Origin of the sequence: Nocardioides malaquae, assembly GCF_015070385.1 — a bacterium.
Classification (GTDB): Bacteria; Actinomycetota; Actinomycetes; order Propionibacteriales; family Nocardioidaceae; genus Nocardioides; species Nocardioides malaquae.
The window spans coordinates 298,966-313,764 of record NZ_JADCSA010000001.1; the positions used below are offsets into that span (position 1 = coordinate 298,966).

At 71.2% G+C, this 14,799-nt stretch carries 18 protein-coding genes; 8 read left to right on the forward strand and 10 right to left on the reverse strand.

The genetic code is table 11. The annotated features are described in order from the left end of the window. Nucleotides 1-7: 7 nt before the first annotated feature. From IEQ44_RS01420 to IEQ44_RS01440, 5 genes are read right to left on the reverse strand one after another with little or no spacing between them, the layout of a single operon-like run. Nucleotides 8-1,057 (reverse strand): sensor histidine kinase, encoded by a 1,050-nt coding sequence (locus tag IEQ44_RS01420; RefSeq protein ID WP_193636621.1) that lies wholly within the window; start codon nucleotides 1,055-1,057, stop codon nucleotides 8-10. Then, nucleotides 1,054-1,629, reverse strand: a complete 576-nt coding sequence (gene pspAB / locus IEQ44_RS01425) for a PspA-associated protein PspAB (protein WP_193636622.1) — start codon at nucleotides 1,627-1,629, stop codon at nucleotides 1,054-1,056. Before pspAB ends, IEQ44_RS01420 begins: the two co-directional genes overlap by 4 nt. A 3-nt stretch (nucleotides 1,630-1,632) precedes the next feature. Then, entirely contained in the window at nucleotides 1,633-2,550 is a 918-nt protein-coding gene (gene htpX, locus IEQ44_RS01430) for a zinc metalloprotease HtpX (protein WP_193636623.1), read from the reverse strand. 2 nt (nucleotides 2,551-2,552) lie between these two features. Beyond that, nucleotides 2,553-2,831 carry a PspA-associated protein PspAA gene (gene pspAA / locus IEQ44_RS01435; protein ID WP_193636624.1) on the reverse strand — a complete coding sequence of 93 codons (279 nt, stop codon included), beginning with the start codon at nucleotides 2,829-2,831 and terminating at the stop codon, nucleotides 2,553-2,555. Then, the gene (locus tag IEQ44_RS01440; protein WP_193636625.1) at nucleotides 2,831-3,607 is read right to left on the reverse strand and encodes a PspA/IM30 family protein; all 777 of its coding nucleotides are present in this window, start codon (nucleotides 3,605-3,607) and stop codon (nucleotides 2,831-2,833) included. The genes pspAA and IEQ44_RS01440 overlap by 1 nt, the downstream gene beginning before the upstream one ends. Before the next feature lie 177 nt (nucleotides 3,608-3,784). Between IEQ44_RS01440 and IEQ44_RS01445 the strand changes: the two genes are divergently transcribed. The 5 genes from IEQ44_RS01445 to IEQ44_RS16685 all read left to right on the forward strand — a co-directional run bounded on the left by IEQ44_RS01445 (nucleotide 3,785) and on the right by IEQ44_RS16685 (nucleotide 6,376). Continuing rightward, nucleotides 3,785-4,372, forward strand: coding sequence for a DUF3043 domain-containing protein (locus tag IEQ44_RS01445; RefSeq protein ID WP_193636626.1), 588 nt, complete (start codon nucleotides 3,785-3,787; stop codon nucleotides 4,370-4,372). Between the two features lie 44 nt (nucleotides 4,373-4,416). After that, nucleotides 4,417-4,962, forward strand: coding sequence for a GNAT family N-acetyltransferase (locus IEQ44_RS01450; protein WP_193636627.1), 546 nt, complete (start codon nucleotides 4,417-4,419; stop codon nucleotides 4,960-4,962). Nucleotides 4,963-5,048: 86 nt separating this feature from the next. Beyond that, a complete protein-coding gene (locus IEQ44_RS01455; protein ID WP_227486658.1) occupies nucleotides 5,049-5,285 on the forward strand; it encodes a hypothetical protein in 237 nt (78 codons plus the stop codon). A 126-nt stretch (nucleotides 5,286-5,411) separates the two neighbouring features. Beyond that, nucleotides 5,412-6,080: an AzlC family ABC transporter permease gene (locus IEQ44_RS16680; protein WP_319804413.1), complete on the forward strand. Its 669-nt coding sequence runs from the start codon at nucleotides 5,412-5,414 to the stop codon at nucleotides 6,078-6,080. Further along, complete coding sequence (locus IEQ44_RS16685) at nucleotides 6,077-6,376, forward strand: AzlD domain-containing protein (RefSeq protein ID WP_319804414.1); 300 nt, start codon at nucleotides 6,077-6,079, stop codon at nucleotides 6,374-6,376. Before IEQ44_RS16680 ends, IEQ44_RS16685 begins: the two co-directional genes overlap by 4 nt. Before the next feature lie 34 nt (nucleotides 6,377-6,410). Here the strand turns inward: IEQ44_RS16685 and dapB are convergent, their stop codons facing one another. After that, the gene (gene dapB, locus IEQ44_RS01465; RefSeq protein WP_193636630.1) at nucleotides 6,411-7,175 is read right to left on the reverse strand and encodes a 4-hydroxy-tetrahydrodipicolinate reductase; all 765 of its coding nucleotides are present in this window, start codon (nucleotides 7,173-7,175) and stop codon (nucleotides 6,411-6,413) included. A gap of 80 nt (nucleotides 7,176-7,255) precedes the next feature. On the opposite strand from dapB, the gene IEQ44_RS01470 reads away from it, so the two are divergent. Genes IEQ44_RS01470 through IEQ44_RS01480 form a run of 3 tightly spaced genes read left to right on the forward strand, consistent with a single transcriptional unit; the run spans nucleotide 7,256 to nucleotide 8,975 of the window. After that, nucleotides 7,256-7,771: a class I SAM-dependent methyltransferase gene (locus tag IEQ44_RS01470; RefSeq protein WP_193636631.1), complete on the forward strand. Its 516-nt coding sequence runs from the start codon at nucleotides 7,256-7,258 to the stop codon at nucleotides 7,769-7,771. A gap of 53 nt (nucleotides 7,772-7,824) precedes the next feature. Beyond that, the gene (locus IEQ44_RS01475) at nucleotides 7,825-8,442 is read left to right on the forward strand and encodes a transposase (protein ID WP_193636632.1); all 618 of its coding nucleotides are present in this window, start codon (nucleotides 7,825-7,827) and stop codon (nucleotides 8,440-8,442) included. Continuing rightward, entirely contained in the window at nucleotides 8,439-8,975 is a 537-nt protein-coding gene (locus IEQ44_RS01480) for a hypothetical protein (RefSeq protein ID WP_193636633.1), read from the forward strand. Before IEQ44_RS01475 ends, IEQ44_RS01480 begins: the two co-directional genes overlap by 4 nt. A 3-nt stretch (nucleotides 8,976-8,978) precedes the next feature. On the opposite strand, the gene IEQ44_RS01485 is transcribed toward IEQ44_RS01480, so the two are convergent. From IEQ44_RS01485 to IEQ44_RS01500, 4 genes are all read right to left on the reverse strand, one after another. Further along, nucleotides 8,979-10,352 (reverse strand): M16 family metallopeptidase, encoded by a 1,374-nt coding sequence (locus tag IEQ44_RS01485; RefSeq protein ID WP_193636634.1) that lies wholly within the window; start codon nucleotides 10,350-10,352, stop codon nucleotides 8,979-8,981. Next, complete coding sequence (locus IEQ44_RS01490; RefSeq protein WP_193636635.1) at nucleotides 10,349-12,568, reverse strand: polyribonucleotide nucleotidyltransferase; 2,220 nt, start codon at nucleotides 12,566-12,568, stop codon at nucleotides 10,349-10,351. The genes IEQ44_RS01485 and IEQ44_RS01490 overlap by 4 nt, the downstream gene beginning before the upstream one ends. A gap of 251 nt (nucleotides 12,569-12,819) precedes the next feature. Further along, nucleotides 12,820-13,095: a 30S ribosomal protein S15 gene (rpsO, locus tag IEQ44_RS01495; RefSeq protein ID WP_116572135.1), complete on the reverse strand. Its 276-nt coding sequence runs from the start codon at nucleotides 13,093-13,095 to the stop codon at nucleotides 12,820-12,822. Nucleotides 13,096-13,272: 177 nt separating this feature from the next. Further along, a complete protein-coding gene (locus tag IEQ44_RS01500; protein ID WP_193636636.1) occupies nucleotides 13,273-14,721 on the reverse strand; it encodes a hypothetical protein in 1,449 nt (482 codons plus the stop codon). Nucleotides 14,722-14,799 lie beyond the last annotated feature (78 nt).

Genomic DNA, 14,799 nt, shown 5'->3' on the forward strand with positions numbered 1-14,799 from the left:
ACGGACCTCAGCGGTGCTCGGCGGGCGCCGCCGCGGGCACCTCGAACCAGACCGTGGTCCCGACGCCCGGGGTGGAGTCGATGCCCACGCGACCCCCGGCCCGGGTCACGATGCGGGCGACTCCGGCCAGGCCCAACCCCAGCCCGGGCACCCGCTTGTCGAGGCGCACCGTAGGGGCCAGGACCCGTTCCACGTCCGCCTCGTCGATGCCCCGGCCGTTGTCGCTCACCGCGATCCGCCACCTGTCGCCCACCTGCTCCGCGGCGACCACGATCTCCAGGTCGACGTCGTCGCGGCGGAACTTGGTCGCGTTCTCCCACAGCTCGCCCAGCACGGTGCGGGCCTCGTTGGCCGCCAGGGCCACCACGGGCAGGTCACCTGCCACCCGGACCGTCTCGTCGAGGAGGGGTTCGTAGTCGGCCAGCAGCGCCGGCACCTCGACCGAGAGGTCGCAGGCACCCGGCTCCGCCGGTTGGCCGTAGTCGGACAGGGAGACGACGAGGGTCTTGAGCTTGGCCGCGCTGCCCGCCGCCCGGTCGAGCAGGTTGGCGAGCAGCTCGCCCTCCGGCACCTCGTCGCGCGCGATCTCCAGGCACATCGAGATGGCCGCCAACGGGTTGTTCAGGTCGTGCACGATCTGACCCGACGCACGGGACAGCTCGTCCTCGCTGCGGGCCACGACCTCCTCGAGGTCGAAGAGCCGGCTGCGCGCCGCCTCGAGCTCGACCATCGAGGTGACGGCCGCGGCCACCGCCTCCAGCGGCGCGGTCTCGACCGCCGCGGGTGCGTACGCCGTGAGCGTGCCGAAGGCCTGTCCGTCGGACGTACGCAGGTCGACGGTGGTCGGCACGCCGCCGAGGTCGGCCGCCCCCGAGCGCACCCACGGGTCCTCGTGACCCACCAGGGTGAGCAGGACCACGTCGGCGCCCGTGACCGCACGCGCCAGGTCACACTGCCCCTGCACCCCGTCCGGCACCGCTCCCCCGGCAACACCGAGGCCGCGCAGGAGGTCGTCCTGCGGCGCTTGCTGAACGGGTCCAGACGTGTGTTCGCTCACAGTCCCGGAGCATCCCACAGAGCGAGCCACCGCTGGAGGTCTTTCTCCATGACGAGCTCACCGGAGAGCTGGTCGCGCACCTGGAGCTCGAGCACGTTGTCCCGGCTGCGCACGCCCGGGACCGGGGCGAACGGGTAGAAGGTGCCCTGCTTGTAGAGGTAGACCAGCGCCACGGGCCGGCCGTCGGAGGCCCGGAACGAGATCGTGGTGCACAGCAGGCCGGTGGCGAACCCCTGGGACTCGAGGGTGGAGTTGACCGCGTGGAGCTGGGTGCAGAGGCCGGAGAGGTCGTCGGCGACCCCACGCACCTCGAACCACGTGTAGCCGAAGTCGTCCTGGGTCGTGACCACGTCGGGCGCGTCGGCGCCGTCGCCGACCAGGGCGCGGACGTCCTCGGCCACCCGGGCGAACGCCGGGCCGGAGGCGGCGCGGAAGCAGACGGTGCCGGTGCCGGTCGGCTCCATCCCGAGCGCACTGCGCAGGGTCAGCGCAGCCCCCGGCACGCTGAACAGCGAGTCGAGGTCGGGGCGTTTCGGCTGGCTGCGCCCCAGGAGGGCGTCGAAGAGACCCACTCCTCAGCCGATCGTCCGGTCGAGCTCGGTCTGGATCCGCGCGAGCTGCTCCAGCCGTCTCTCCAGCGGAGGATGGGTGGCCGTGACGGTCGACAGGCTCAGGCCCTTGAGCGCAGGCACGATGAAGAAGGCGTTCATGGCCTTGGTGCCGCGCAGGTCCTCGGTGGGGATCGCCGCCACCTGGCCGCTGATCTTGCGCAGGGCCGACCCCAGGGCGGCAGGCTTCAGGGTGAGGTGAGCCCCGGCGCGGTCGGCGGACAGCTCGCGATAGCGCGAGAGCAGCCGGATGAGCACGAAGCTGACGGCGTAGACCACGACGCTCACGAGCAGCGTGACGGCGATGACCGCCGCCGCGTTGCCGTTGCGCCCCCGGGCCAACGAGCCGAACCGGGCCCCCTGCGTCACCATGCCGGCCAGGATCCCGGCCGAGGCTGCGAAGGTCATCACCAGGACGTCGCGGTGGGCCACGTGCGCCAGCTCGTGCGCCAGGACACCCTCGAGCTCCTCGGCCGTGAGCATGCCCAGGAGCCCGGTCGTCACGCAGACGACCGACCGGTCCGGCGAGCGGCCGGTGGCGAAGGCGTTGGGCACCGACATCTCGGCGATCCCGACCCGCGGCTTCGGCATGTCGGCCATCGCGCACAGGCGGTCGACCATGGCGTGCAGCTCGGGGGCCTCGGCGGGGCTCACCTCACGGGCGCGCATGGCCTTCATGGCCATCTCGTCGGAGCGCCACCACTGGTAGAAGGCGATGCCGATGGCGATGACCGCGACGAGGAGCGGGGCCACGCCGCCGAACGTCTGACCGACGACCGCCATCAGCACGGCGACGAATCCCACGAAGAGGGCGCCGAGCAGGAACATCACCAAGGTCATCCGCGCGGTGAGGCCGGTGTCCTTGATGAAGCGGGATCGCGGCATCGTCAGCCCGGGATCAGGCCGTCGTCGGCCAGCATCTCCTGCACCTCCGCCAACGTGGCGTCGGCCATCGGGAGGATCAGGTCGGAGGAGTCGAGGCTGTCGAGCTCGTGCTGGGTGCCCAGGCGGCGTACTCCCTCGAGCAGCGCCTGCAGGGCGTCGGCGAATGCTTCCTCGTTGCCGGCGCGCACGGCGGTGTCGACCACGGAGTCGAGCGCGTTGAGCTCCTCGAGGTCGGCGTCGCTGACGTCGAACTGCCCCTCACCTAGGATGCGGATGATCATCAGTTGCCCTCCGTCTGACGGGACTGCTCGGGCGACAGGGACTCCTGACCACCGGCGCCGGCCTCGAGGGCGTCGGGGTTCTTCCGTGCCTTGAGGGCCGCCAGCTCGCTCTCCACGTCGGAGACGGAGCTGAGCGCGTCGAGCTCGCGGCTGATGTCGTCGCCACCACCGATCTGGGTCACGTCGTCGAGCGCGCCCGAGCTGATGAGCTCGTCGATCGCCCCCGCGCGGGCCTGCATCTGGGCCGTCTTGTCCTCGGCCCGCTGGATGGCAAGGCCGACGTCGCCCATCTCCTCACCGATGCCCGACATGGCCTCGTTGATGCGGGTCTGGGCCTCCGCGGCGGAGTAGGTGGCCTTGATGGTCTCCTTGCGGGTACGGAAGGCCTCGACCTTCGCCTGCAGGCGCTGCTGCGCGAGGACGAGCTTCTCCTCCTCGGCCTGCAGCTGGGCGTGCTGGGCCTTGAGGTCGTTGACCTGCTGGGCCAGCCCGGACTTGCGGGTCAGCGCCTCCCGAGCAAGGTCCTCACGCCCGACGTCGATGGCCTTCTGCGCCTGGCCGGAGAGCTTGTCGGACTGCTGCTGGAGCTGGTTGAGCTGCAGCTCCACGCGCTTGCGGCTGGTGGCGACGTCGGCCACCCCACGGCGCACCTTGTTGAGGAGGTCGAGCTGGCGCTGGTAGCTGTAGTCCAGGGTCTCGCGAGGATCCTCGGCCCGGTCCAGCGCCCGGTTGGCCTTGGACCGGAAGATCAGGCTGATGCGCTTCATGAGACTCATGGGGGCCGGCCCCTCCTCGTGGAATCAGTGGTGATGGGTGCGCGGCGAGCAGTCGCCGCCGTGACGGTGGTCCAACCCTAGGACCATGCGCCAAGGCTGGCGAGGGCGGTTCACGCGTGCACGCCCGGTAGAATCTCGACTCCCGCCCCCGCTCAGCCGTCACGAAGGTCGTCCGCGTTGTTCCGTCGCACCCAGCCCTCCCCCGCCGAGCCGCAGAGCACCGACCCCGTCCGACCGGGGGCCAAGGGGCGCCCCACGCCCAGCCGCAAGGAGGCCGAAGCGGCGGCACGCGCCCGGGCGAAGGCTCCGCGGACGCGCAAGGAGATGGCGGCTGCGGCACGTGCGGCGCGCCAGGAACAGTCGCAGCGCATGCGCGAGGCCCTGAAGACGGGCGACGAGCGCCACCTCCCCGCCCGCGACCGAGGACCGGCCCGTCGCTTCATCCGTGACTACGTGGACGTGCGCTTCTCGGTGATCGAGCTCCTCATCCCGATCATGGTCGTGAGCCTGCTCCTCAGCTGGTCGGGCAACGCCTACCTCATCGGCGTCAGCGAGATCGTCCTGCTGGGCGCGATGGTCCTCATCGTGATCGACATGGTGTTCCTGCGCCTGAAGCTGCGCCGTGAGCTGACGCAGCGGTTCCCCGAGGAGTCCCTGAAGGGCACGACCTACTACGCCGTGATGCGCGCGATGCAGATGAAGTTCATGCGGCTGCCGAAGCCCACGCGCAAGATCGGCGAGTCACTCCCCGACACCTACCGCTGAGGACCCCCGCGGCGGTCGTCGGCCCCGGCGGGCAGGATGGAGCCATGACTCTCCCCACCGCCGACGTCTCGGTCCGCATCGCCTGGGCCGACGACGCCCCCGCGATCGCTGCCACCCAGGTCCGCGCCTGGCGCGCCTCGCTGTCCGACGTGGTGCCGGCCGAGCACCTGCCCACCGATCCCGCTGACGTGGCACCGGCCTGGCAGCAGGCGCTCGCCTCCCCCGGTGACGCACGGCGCCGGGCGTTGGTGGCGCTCGAACGCAACACCGTCGTGGGCTTCGTGCTGACGTCACCGGCCGAGGACCCCGACTGCGACCCCATCGCCGTGGGCGAGATGGCGGAGCTGACCCTCGCGCCCGACGTGCACGGCCGTGGGCACGGCTCCAGGCTGCTGCAGGCCGCGGTCGACACGCTGGCGGCTGACGGCTTCACCACGGCGGTGACCTGGGTGCACAGTCGCGACGACGCCCTGCGCGGGTTCCTGGAGTCGGCCGGCTGGGCGGCCGACGGTGCGCACCGCGAGCTGGCCCTCGACGAGGACGCCGAGAGCGGCGTGCGACAGGTCAGGCTCCACACGGCGATCGGCTGACCGACGGTTCTTGATTTTTCCCCGGCAGCAGGCAGGATGGAGGTGACCCGCGTCACGTGCGGGTCCTGAGGGAGGATGAGATCGACATGCTGGGAGTGCTTCCCAAGCGGTACCGCCGTTCGATCGCTGCCCTGGTCCTGGGGGCCTGCGTGGTCCTGGGGTTGTGGCTCGGCGCCAACCCCGACGTCCCGATCCTCGCCCAGGCCGGTTTGACCCTGGGCCTTGCCGCCGGGGTGCCGCTCGCCTGGCTCCTCACCCACGCCCCGCGGCACGACACACCCTCGGTGTCCGGCGAACACCCCCCTCACTCCCCCCAGCACTGACCAGCAGACCCTGCGGGTCACGCACAGTCCTCGAACCAGGTCCCCAGAACACTGAACAACTCACGCGGTCACGCCCCCGATCCCGCACCCGAACAGCCGCTCTCCCCTGCAGCTCGCGCCGCGATCGTGCGGGACTCCTGGGGCGTCGGCCTCGCCACCGGGCTCTACGGTGTCTCCTTCGGCGCCATCTCGGTGGCCACCGGACTGTCGGTGGCCCAGGCCTGCGTCCTCTCCCTGCTCATGTTCACCGGCGCCTCCCAGTTCGCCTTCGTCGGCGTCCTGGCGGCCGGAGGCAGCCCGTGGTCGGGGGCGATGACGGCAGCCCTTCTGGGCACCCGCAACACGCTCTACGGCCTCACCCTGGCGCCGCTCCTGGGATGGCGCTCACTGCGCCGAGCAGGGGCCGCCCACCTGGTCATCGACGAGTCGACAGCCATGGCGGCGACCCGCGCCACGCGGGCGGCTGCCCGGGCGGGTTTCCTGCACACCGGCGTGGCGATCTTCCTCCTCTGGAACCTTGCCACCCTGCTCGGCGCGGTCGCCGGCGACCGGATCGGCGACCCACGGACGTACGGTCTCGACGCCGCCGTCGGCGCGGCCTTCCTGGCGCTGCTGTGGCCCCGGCTCGCCAGTCGCGACAACCAGGTGGTCGCGCTCGCGGCCGCCGCCGTGGCACTGGCGCTCGCCACCGTCACCGGGGCCGGGATCCCGGTGCTCGCCGCAGGCGGGGTGGCACTCCTGGCGGGCCTCCTCGACCGGGCGCGACGTGGCGACGGACCCGGGAGCCTGCCGTGACCTGGGCCGCGATCGTGGTGGCGGGCCTCGGGTGCTACGCCCTGAAGTGGGCGGGCCTCTCCCTGCCGGCTGCCACGCTCGAGCGCCCGCTCGTCCGTCGGGTGGCGGACCTCGTGCCGATCACCCTGCTCGCGGCGCTGATCGCGGTGCAGGTCTTCACCCTCGAGAAGGCCCTGACGCTCGACGCGCGGGCAGCGGGCCTGGCCTTCGCCGCCGTGGCGCTCGTGCTCCGGGCCCCGTTCCTGGTGGTGGTCTTCGGGGCCGCGCTGGTCGCCGCCCTGGTGCGGCTGGCCTGACCGGCCAAGCCGCGGGGCCCGTGCGCCCCGTGAGTCAGGGCAGGTCGAGGAAGTGCTCCAGCCCCACGGTCAGCCCCGGGTGGTCGTCGATCGCTCGCAGCCCGGCCAGGACCCCCGGCCCGAAGCCGGCGCGGTCCAGGGAGTCGTGCCGGATCGTCAGGGTCTCACCCAGCTCGCCCAGGATGACCTCCTGGTGAGCGACGAGCCCGCGGACCCGCACCGAGTGGACCGGCACCCCGTCGACGTCGGCCCCACGCGCACCGTCGAGTGCCGTGGAGGTCGCGTCGGGCATCGGGGCGGAGCCTGCCGTCCGTCGCGCCTCGGCGACGAGCTCGGCCGTCCGGCGGGCCGTGCCGGAGGGGGCGTCGGCCTTCGTCGGGTGGTGCAGCTCGACGATCTCGACGGAGTCGAAGAAGGGAGCGGCCTGGGCGGCGAACCGCATCATCAGCACCGCGCCGATCGAGAAGTTGGGGGCGATGAGGACGCCGGTCGCGGGCGATGCCTCGAGCCACCCCCGCAGCGTGGCGAGGCGCTCGTCGTCGAAGCCGGTGGTCCCGACCACGGCGTGGATCCCGTGCCGGACGCAGAAGTCGAGGTTGTCCATGACCACGTCGGGATGCGTGAAGTCGACCACCGCCTGGGCGTTCGCCTCGAGGAGGGCCTCGATCGCGTCACCCGCGTCGACGGAGGCGACCAGCTCCATGTCGGAGGCGGCCTCGACCGCCCGGCAGATCTCGCGACCCACCTTGCCCCGGCTGCCGAGGACCGCGACACGGAGGGGGGAATTCGTCGTACTCACGCGCCTAACCTAGCGTCTCGGGCGCAGGACAGCCGGTGGCGGTGCCTGACGCGGTCCCCCGGTAGTGGCAGGCTGTACCCATGGCCATGCAGACGATTCCGCCCCGACTGAAGTGGGCGGTGGACGTGATGGACGTGCAGCCCCACGACCAGGTGCTGGAGATCGGGTGTGGCAACGGTGCCGGCGCCGAGCTCATCTGCGCCCGCCTCCAGACCGGGAAGCTCTTCGCCATCGACCGCTCCGAGTCCGGCGTCGACCGCACCAAGCGACGCAACGCCCAGCACGTCGAGGCGGGGCGCCTCACGGTGCGCCAGATCGACCTGGCGACGCTGCGGGTGCCGGTCAAGCGGCTGACCAAGGTCTTCGCCTTCAACGTCAACCTCTTCTGGGTGCGCGAGTGCGCCGACGAGGTCGCCCTGCTGCACGAACGAGTGGTGCCCGGAGGTGCCGTGCACCTCTTCTACGAGGCGAACCGGCCCGAGCTGGTGCCGAACATCGTCAAGAAGGCCTCGCAGGCCCTCGTCGACGGTGGCTTCCGGGTGTCGATCGTCGAGAACAAGGCTCCCGCAGTCATCGGACTGATCGGCAAGAAATGAAGTCTGCAACCTGATTGATTGACCTCATAAGGTTCAATCCTTATGGTCGCCGTATGAACGCCCCGCAGACCGAGCCACACCTTCGCGCGCTGGTGCTGACGGCCGACCAGCGTTCCAGCCGCACCAGCACCGACGCGGTGCCCCAGGCACTCGGACTGCTCGACCACGTGCCCACGCTCCGGTCGTGGGAGCGCACCGCAGGCGACGAGTTCCAGGGCCTGCTGGACTCCCCCGCGGCGCTGACCGAGGCCCTGCTCCTGCTGATGCGCGACGGTCGCTGGCACGTCGGCGTGGGCGTCGGTCGCACCGAGACCCCTCTGCCACCCTCCACCCGCGCCGGGCGAGGACCCGCCTACGTCGACGCACGGCGCGCCGTCGAACGGGCGCGTACGTCCGCGCACCACGTCGCCGTCGAGGGCGACGCCGCCTGGTGCCGCCACCTGGAGTCGGCGCTGTGGTTGTGGCACGACCTCCTCGACCGTCGGTCGGAGAAGGGGTGGCAGGTCGTCGACCTGCTGGCCCAAGGCCTCACCCACGAGCGGGTCGCTGCGACCCTGGGCGTCAGCCAGTCGGCGGTGAGCCAACGCGCCTCGGCCGCCGCGCTCGCCGAGGAGCTCCGCGCCCGGGAGCTCGTCACCGCACTCGCCACGCTCTGCCTGGAGGACCGATGACCGGCACCACCGTCCTGGCCAGCTCCCTGCTGGGCCTCGCCCTGCTGGCCGCCGCGCTCGGGTGGCGCCTCCACGGCAACCGGTTCGTCGCCGCGCTCGTCATCGGCAGCACGCTCGCCGCCGTCCTGCCGGTGGAGGCGGTGGCCCGGTCGACGCCGGGCGAGGCCACCACCGCGGCGCTGGTGGTGGCCCTGGCCGTCCTGGCCGTCGCCGGCGGCGGCCCCGTCACCGCCGCGACCTTCCGCCTGGTCGACGGCCCCGGCGCGCCGCGTACCGGCTCGGTCCGTCGCGCCGCCGAGGTGCTCCGCGGAGGTGCCTGGATCGGCGCCCTGGAGCGGGTGGCCGTCTTCGCCTCACTGGCCAGCGGGTGGCCGGAGGGCCTTGCCCTGACCTTGGCCATCAAGGGCCTGGGCCGCTATCCCGAGCTGCGCCACGAGGAGCGCCCGGGCATCGCCGAGCGCTTCCTCATCGGCACCTTCGTGAGCGTCCTGTGGGCCTGCGCCTGCGCCGGACTGGCCCTGCGCCTGCTGTGAGCCTCAGGGCCCCACGGTGGCCAGGACCTCTGGAGCCGAGAACAGCTCGGCAGCCAGGGCGTTGACCTCCTCGAGCCGGACGGCGTCGATGCGGGAGACCACGTCGTCCATGCTCAACAGCTCGTCGTAGACGAGCTCAGCCTTCCCGAGGCGCGACATGCGCGCGCCGCTGTCCTCCATGCCCAGCACCAGCCCACCTCGCAGCTGTCCCTGGCCACGCACGAGCTCCTCGGCGCTGATCCCCTGCTCGGTCAGACGCTGCAGCTCGGCACGCACCACGGCGAGGGTGTCGTCGACCTTGGCGGGCAGGCAACCCACGCCCACCCCGACGAGACCGGCCACGTCGTGGTGGGAGGCGAACGCGTAGACCGAGTAGGCCAGACCCCGCTTCTCCCTGACCTCCTGGAAGAGCCGCGACGACGTCCCGCCGCCCAGCACCGTGGTGAGCACCCCCAGCACGAACCGGCGGGGGTCGTTGCGCGTCAGGCCCTGCATCCCGAGCACCAGGTTGACCTGCTCGAGGGGCCGCGAGACGTGCGCGTGACCGGGCGTCACCGCCTGCGCGTGCGCGGTCACCGTGGCCCGCACCGGTGGCTCCTCACCGGTGAGGAACCCGTTGCGCCCGAAGGCTCGACGAGCAGCCGCGACCACCTCGTCGTGATCCACGTTCCCGGCGACCGTCAGCACCATCGAGGCCGGACGGTAGTGGCGCCGGTGGAAGTCGACGATCCGCTCGCGGGTCAGCGCGGCGATCGACTCCTGGGTGCCGGCGATGGGCCTGCCCAGGGGCGAGTCGCCCCACGCCTGGGCCGCGAAGAGGTTGTGCACCACGTCGTCGGGGTCGTCGTCGTGCATGGCGATCTCGTCGAGGATCACCTCGCGCTCGGCCTCCACGTCGTCGTCGGAGATCACCGAGCTGGTCATCATGTCGCCGATGACGTCGACGGCCAGGCCCATGTCGCTGTCCAGGACCCGGGCGTGGAAACAGGTGTACTCCTTCGCGGTGAAGGCGTTGAACTCGCCACCCACCTCGTCGAGGGCCACCGAGATGTCCATGGCTGAACGCTCCTGCGTGCCCTTGAAGAGCAGGTGCTCGAGGAAGTGTGAGCAGCCGTGCTCATCGGGGCTCTCGTCGCGTGAGCCGACGGCGATCCAGACGCCGACGCTGGCCGAGCGCACGCCCGCCATCTGCTCGGTGACGACCCGGGAGCCACCAGGCAGGACCGTACGCTTCACGACGGCACTCACCCGGCCGTCGGGGTCGTGGACCGTCTGGAGGGTCCGGGTGACGTCGACCGGCTGGTCGGCCGCGCTGGAAACGGCCGACCGGCCAGCAGAATCCTGCTGGCCGGTCGACTCGTGCTCGAGGGAACTCACTCCGAGTCGGACCCCTCGGCAGCCTCGCCCGCGGCGTCGGTCTCCACGACCGGCACCAGCGAGAGCTTGCCGCGGTCGTCGATCTCACCGATCTCGACCTGGATCTTCTGGCCCACCGAGACGACGTCCTCGACGTTCTCGATGCGCTTGCCGCCGTTGAGGGCCTTCAGCTTCGTGATGTGCAGCAGGCCGTCCTTGCCGGGCATCAGCGAGACGAACGCACCGAAGTTGGTGGTCTTCACGACGGTGCCGAGGTAGCGCTCGCCGACCTCGGGCATGGTCGGGTTGGCGATCGCGTTGATCGCCGACCGGGCTGCCTCGGCGGCGGCACCGCTGGTGGCACCGATGTAGACCGTGCCGTCGTCCTCGATCGAGATCGAGGCGCCGGTGTCGTCCTGCAGCTGGTTGATGACCTTGCCCTTGGGCCCGATGACCTCGCCGATCTTGTCGACGGGCACCTTGACCGTGATGATCCGCGGCGCGGTCTCGGCCATCTCGTCGGGGCCGTCGATGGCCTCGTTCATCACGTCCAGGATCGCGTGACGGGCGTCGCGCGCCTGGGTCAGCGCGGCGGCCAGCACGTCGGCGGGGATGCCGTCGAGCTTGGTGTCGAGCTGGAGCGCGGTGACGAAGTCGCGGGTACCGGCGACCTTGAAGTCCATGTCGCCGAAGGCGTCCTCGGCACCGAGGATGTCGGTGAGGGCCACGTAGCGGGTCTCACCGTCGACCTGGTCGGAGATCAGGCCCATCGCGATGCCGGCGACCGGAGCCTTGAGCGGCACACCAGCGGCGAGCAGGGCGAGCGTCGAGGCGCAGACCGATCCCATGGACGTGGAGCCGTTGGAACCCATGCACTCGGAGAGCTGCCGGATCGCGTAGGGGAACTCCTCGCGGCTCGGCAGCACCGGCAGCAGGGCACGGCGCGCGAGCGCACCGTGGCCGACCTCGCGACGCTTGGGCGACCCGACGCGGCCGGTCTCACCGGTGGAGAACGGGGCGAAGACGTACTTGTGCATGTAGCGGCGGTGCTTCTCCGGGGAGAGCGTGTCGAGCTGCTGCTCCATCTTGAGCATGTCGAGAGTGGTGACGCCCAGGATCTGGGTCTCGCCACGCTCGAAGAGCGAGGAGCCGTGGACCCGCGGGACGACGCCGACCTCGGCGTGCAGCGGCCGGATGTCGGCCAGGCCGCGACCGTCGATGCGGACCTTGTCGCGCAGGACGCGCTCGCGGACCAGCTGCTTGTTCAGCGAGCGGAAGGCCGCGCCGATCTCCTTCTCGCGGCCCTCGAAGTCAGCGCCGACCTTGCTGAGGAGCTCGGCCTTGATCTCGTCGAGGCGCTCCTCGCGCTCCTGCTTGCCGGCGATGGTGAGCGCCTCGGCGGTGGCGTCCTTGACGGCGGCCTCGACCGCGGCGTAGGCGTCGTCCTCGTAGTCGAGGAAGATCGGGAACTCCTGGACGGGCTTCGCGGCGACGTTCGCCAGCTCCACCTGAGCCTCGACCAGCTGCTTGATGAAGGGCTTGGCGGCCTCGAGACCGCTGGCCACGACCTCCTCGGTCGGCGCGGTCGCGCCACCGGAGACGAGCTCGATCGTGCGCTCGGTGGCCTCGGCCTCGACCATCATGATCGCGACGTCACCGGTGTCGGTGACCCGACCGGCGACGACCATGTCGAAGACGGCGTCCTCGAGCTGGGCGTGCGTCGGGAAGGCGACCCACTGGTTCTCGACCAGGGCGACGCGGGTGGCGCCGACCGGACCGGAGAAGGGCAGGCCGGAGAGCTGCGTCGACATGGAGGCGGCGTTGATCGCCAGCACGTCGTAGGGCTGGTTGGGGTCGAGCGCCATGACGGTGATGACGACCTGGACCTCGTTGCGCAGACCCTTCTTGAAGGTCGGGCGCAGCGGGCGGTCGATCAGGCGGCAGGTGAGGATGGCGTCCTCGCCCGGGCGACCCTCGGAACGGAAGAACGAGCCGGGGATCTGACCCACGGCGTACATGCGCTCCTCGACGTCGATCGTGAGGGGGAAGAAGTCGAAGTGGTCCTTCGGCTGCTTGCCGACGGTGGTTGCCGAGAGCAGCATCGTCTCGTCGTCCAGGTAGGCGGTGACGGAGCCAGCGGCCTGTCGGGCCAGCAGGCCGGTCTCGAACTTGACGGTGCGCTGGCCGAACTTGCCGTTGTCGAGGACGGTCTCGACGGCGGAGATGGTGGGTTCCACTGTGTGGGTGGGCCCTTTCTGTACGCGGAGCCCCCGCGGATGACCGGTCCCCGACGGGGACGTGGGCCGGTCTTCGATCGAGGCCCGCAGCAGACGTGACGTCTCCTGAAGGCCACTACCGAGGACCGGGCCGATGCGGGGTCACTCCTGGTGGTTTGTGTGTTCAGTTGTACTGCTTGGCTCAGGATAGCCAAAAGCCAGGCCACAACCTACTGAGCAACGTCAGGGGCGTGGCCTGGCAAGGCGAAACGTCAGCGGCGGAGGCCGAGACGCTCGACGATCGAGCGGTAGCGCTCGATCTCCGTCTTCTGCAGGTAGTTGAGCAGACGGCGGCGCTGGCCGACGAGCAGCAGCAGACCACGACGGCTGTGGTGGTCGTGCTTGTGCTGCTTGAGGTGCTCGGTCAGGTGCGAGATACGGTGGCTCAGCAGAGCGATCTGCACCTCGGGCGAACCGGTGTCACCCTCGGTCGTGGCGTACTCGGCGATGATCTTCTTCTTGGTCTCCGCGTCAGTTCCGATCGACATGCGGGGCTCCCTTCGGTTCGTTGCGCGGCGCGCCCGGGCCTGTTCACCGGGGCACTCTGGTTCCGCGGCCGTTGTACGGCAGGTGTTGCCCGTGTGGGCAACCGGACAAGACTAACCTCGCGGCCCGGGCGTCACCCAATCGCCACCGAATCGACACCGAATCGCGGGAGCGTCACCTCACGAAGGGTCGCGCACCACGGCGACGTCGAACTCGCCGGTACGCTCCTCGCCCAGCGCCGTCAGAAGTACCCAGGCGTCCCGGCCAGCACTGATGAACGGCCACTCGCTCGTCCCCAGGCTCTCCAGCCGCACGGTGTCGTTCTCGCCGCATCCGTTGCATCCCCGCGGGTACACCGGGGTCACGAGCACCCCCGCCTCGGCTCGCCACGCCCCTGCGGGAGCACGCGAGACGACGAGACGAGCGGCGCGCGATCGCTCCTCGTCCTCCTCCGGTGACACGGGCACCAGGACGCGCCTGCCGTCCTCGGCCACGGGAACGGTGACGGACGGTCCGTCTCGCTCCACCCGTTCCGGGTGCAGCGCCAAGGAGGCCAGAGACACCTGGTCGTCGTCGTTCCTCGTCCACCCCGGGAGCAGGACCAGCGTGGTCGTCTCGGACGGCGACGTGCGGGCCAGGCCCGCGCCGCTGTCGAGTTGTCCCTGGGGCGCCAACGCCAGCACCGACCAGCCTGACTCCACGGGCAGGCGCACGTCGAGGAGGCCAGCAGCAAGATCCGCTGCTCGGTCAGCCGTCACGGTCACCACAGCACCAGCGGCCGACCTGGGCAGCGACACCGGAGCCCCGTCGACCTCAGGCGTGAGGACGGGCAGGTCGTCACTGCGGACACGCAACCGTGCGCCGACGGGACGGAGCGCCCGCAACCGTTGGCCGGAACGGGCCGCGCCGTCGCTCCACTCCAGGTGGTCGAGCAGCACCGGGGCTCCCGGAGTCAGGAGCACGTCGTCACCGGACCGGAGCTCGGGCGGTTCCTCGAGAAGTCGGCCGCCGAGCACGGCGCGGTCGAACGCCTGCGCTGCGACGAGGCGCGCGCCCGTCTCGGGCACCCGCACGTCGAGGGCGTACTGGATGCCGCGCTTGGCGCGCCGGGTGACGCGACGGTCGGGCGCCGCTTGGATGGCCACCACCTTGACCAGGTGCGTGCGCTTCGTGGTGGCGGTGAACCGGAACCGGTACGTCCCGCTCGCGCGCAGTCGATGGAACCCGACCTTGCCGGGAGCGATCCGCTTGCCTCCCGGTCCGACCAGGCGCACCTGCCGGGGACCGAACCATCCGTGACGCCCCGCGGCACCCATCGGCGCCATCCGCACCAGGTCGCCGCGCCGACCCTTGAAGACGACGGCGTAGGAGCGACCCGGCACGGTGCGCACCGGGGCCTTGCCGTAGGCGCGACGGACGCGCTTGCGCTTCGGCTTCGCGGCGGGCTCCTGCACCACCCCGGCCACCGCAGCGCGGGGGGTCTGCGCGACGCTCTCGGACTGCACGGTGGCGGTCGCCGCGACCGGCGCGGAGAGGACTCCCGCGACCAGGCAACCGCCGAGCAGGAAGGAAGTGAGGCGTCGCACCATGGGGATCTCCTCAAGGAGGGTCGCACGTTCGGCGGCCACTGGCCCGCACGCTACTCCCGGGACGGACTCGCGCCCAGTCGTTGTCCACCGCCGCGGGCGCCCCGGGCAGGTCGGTGG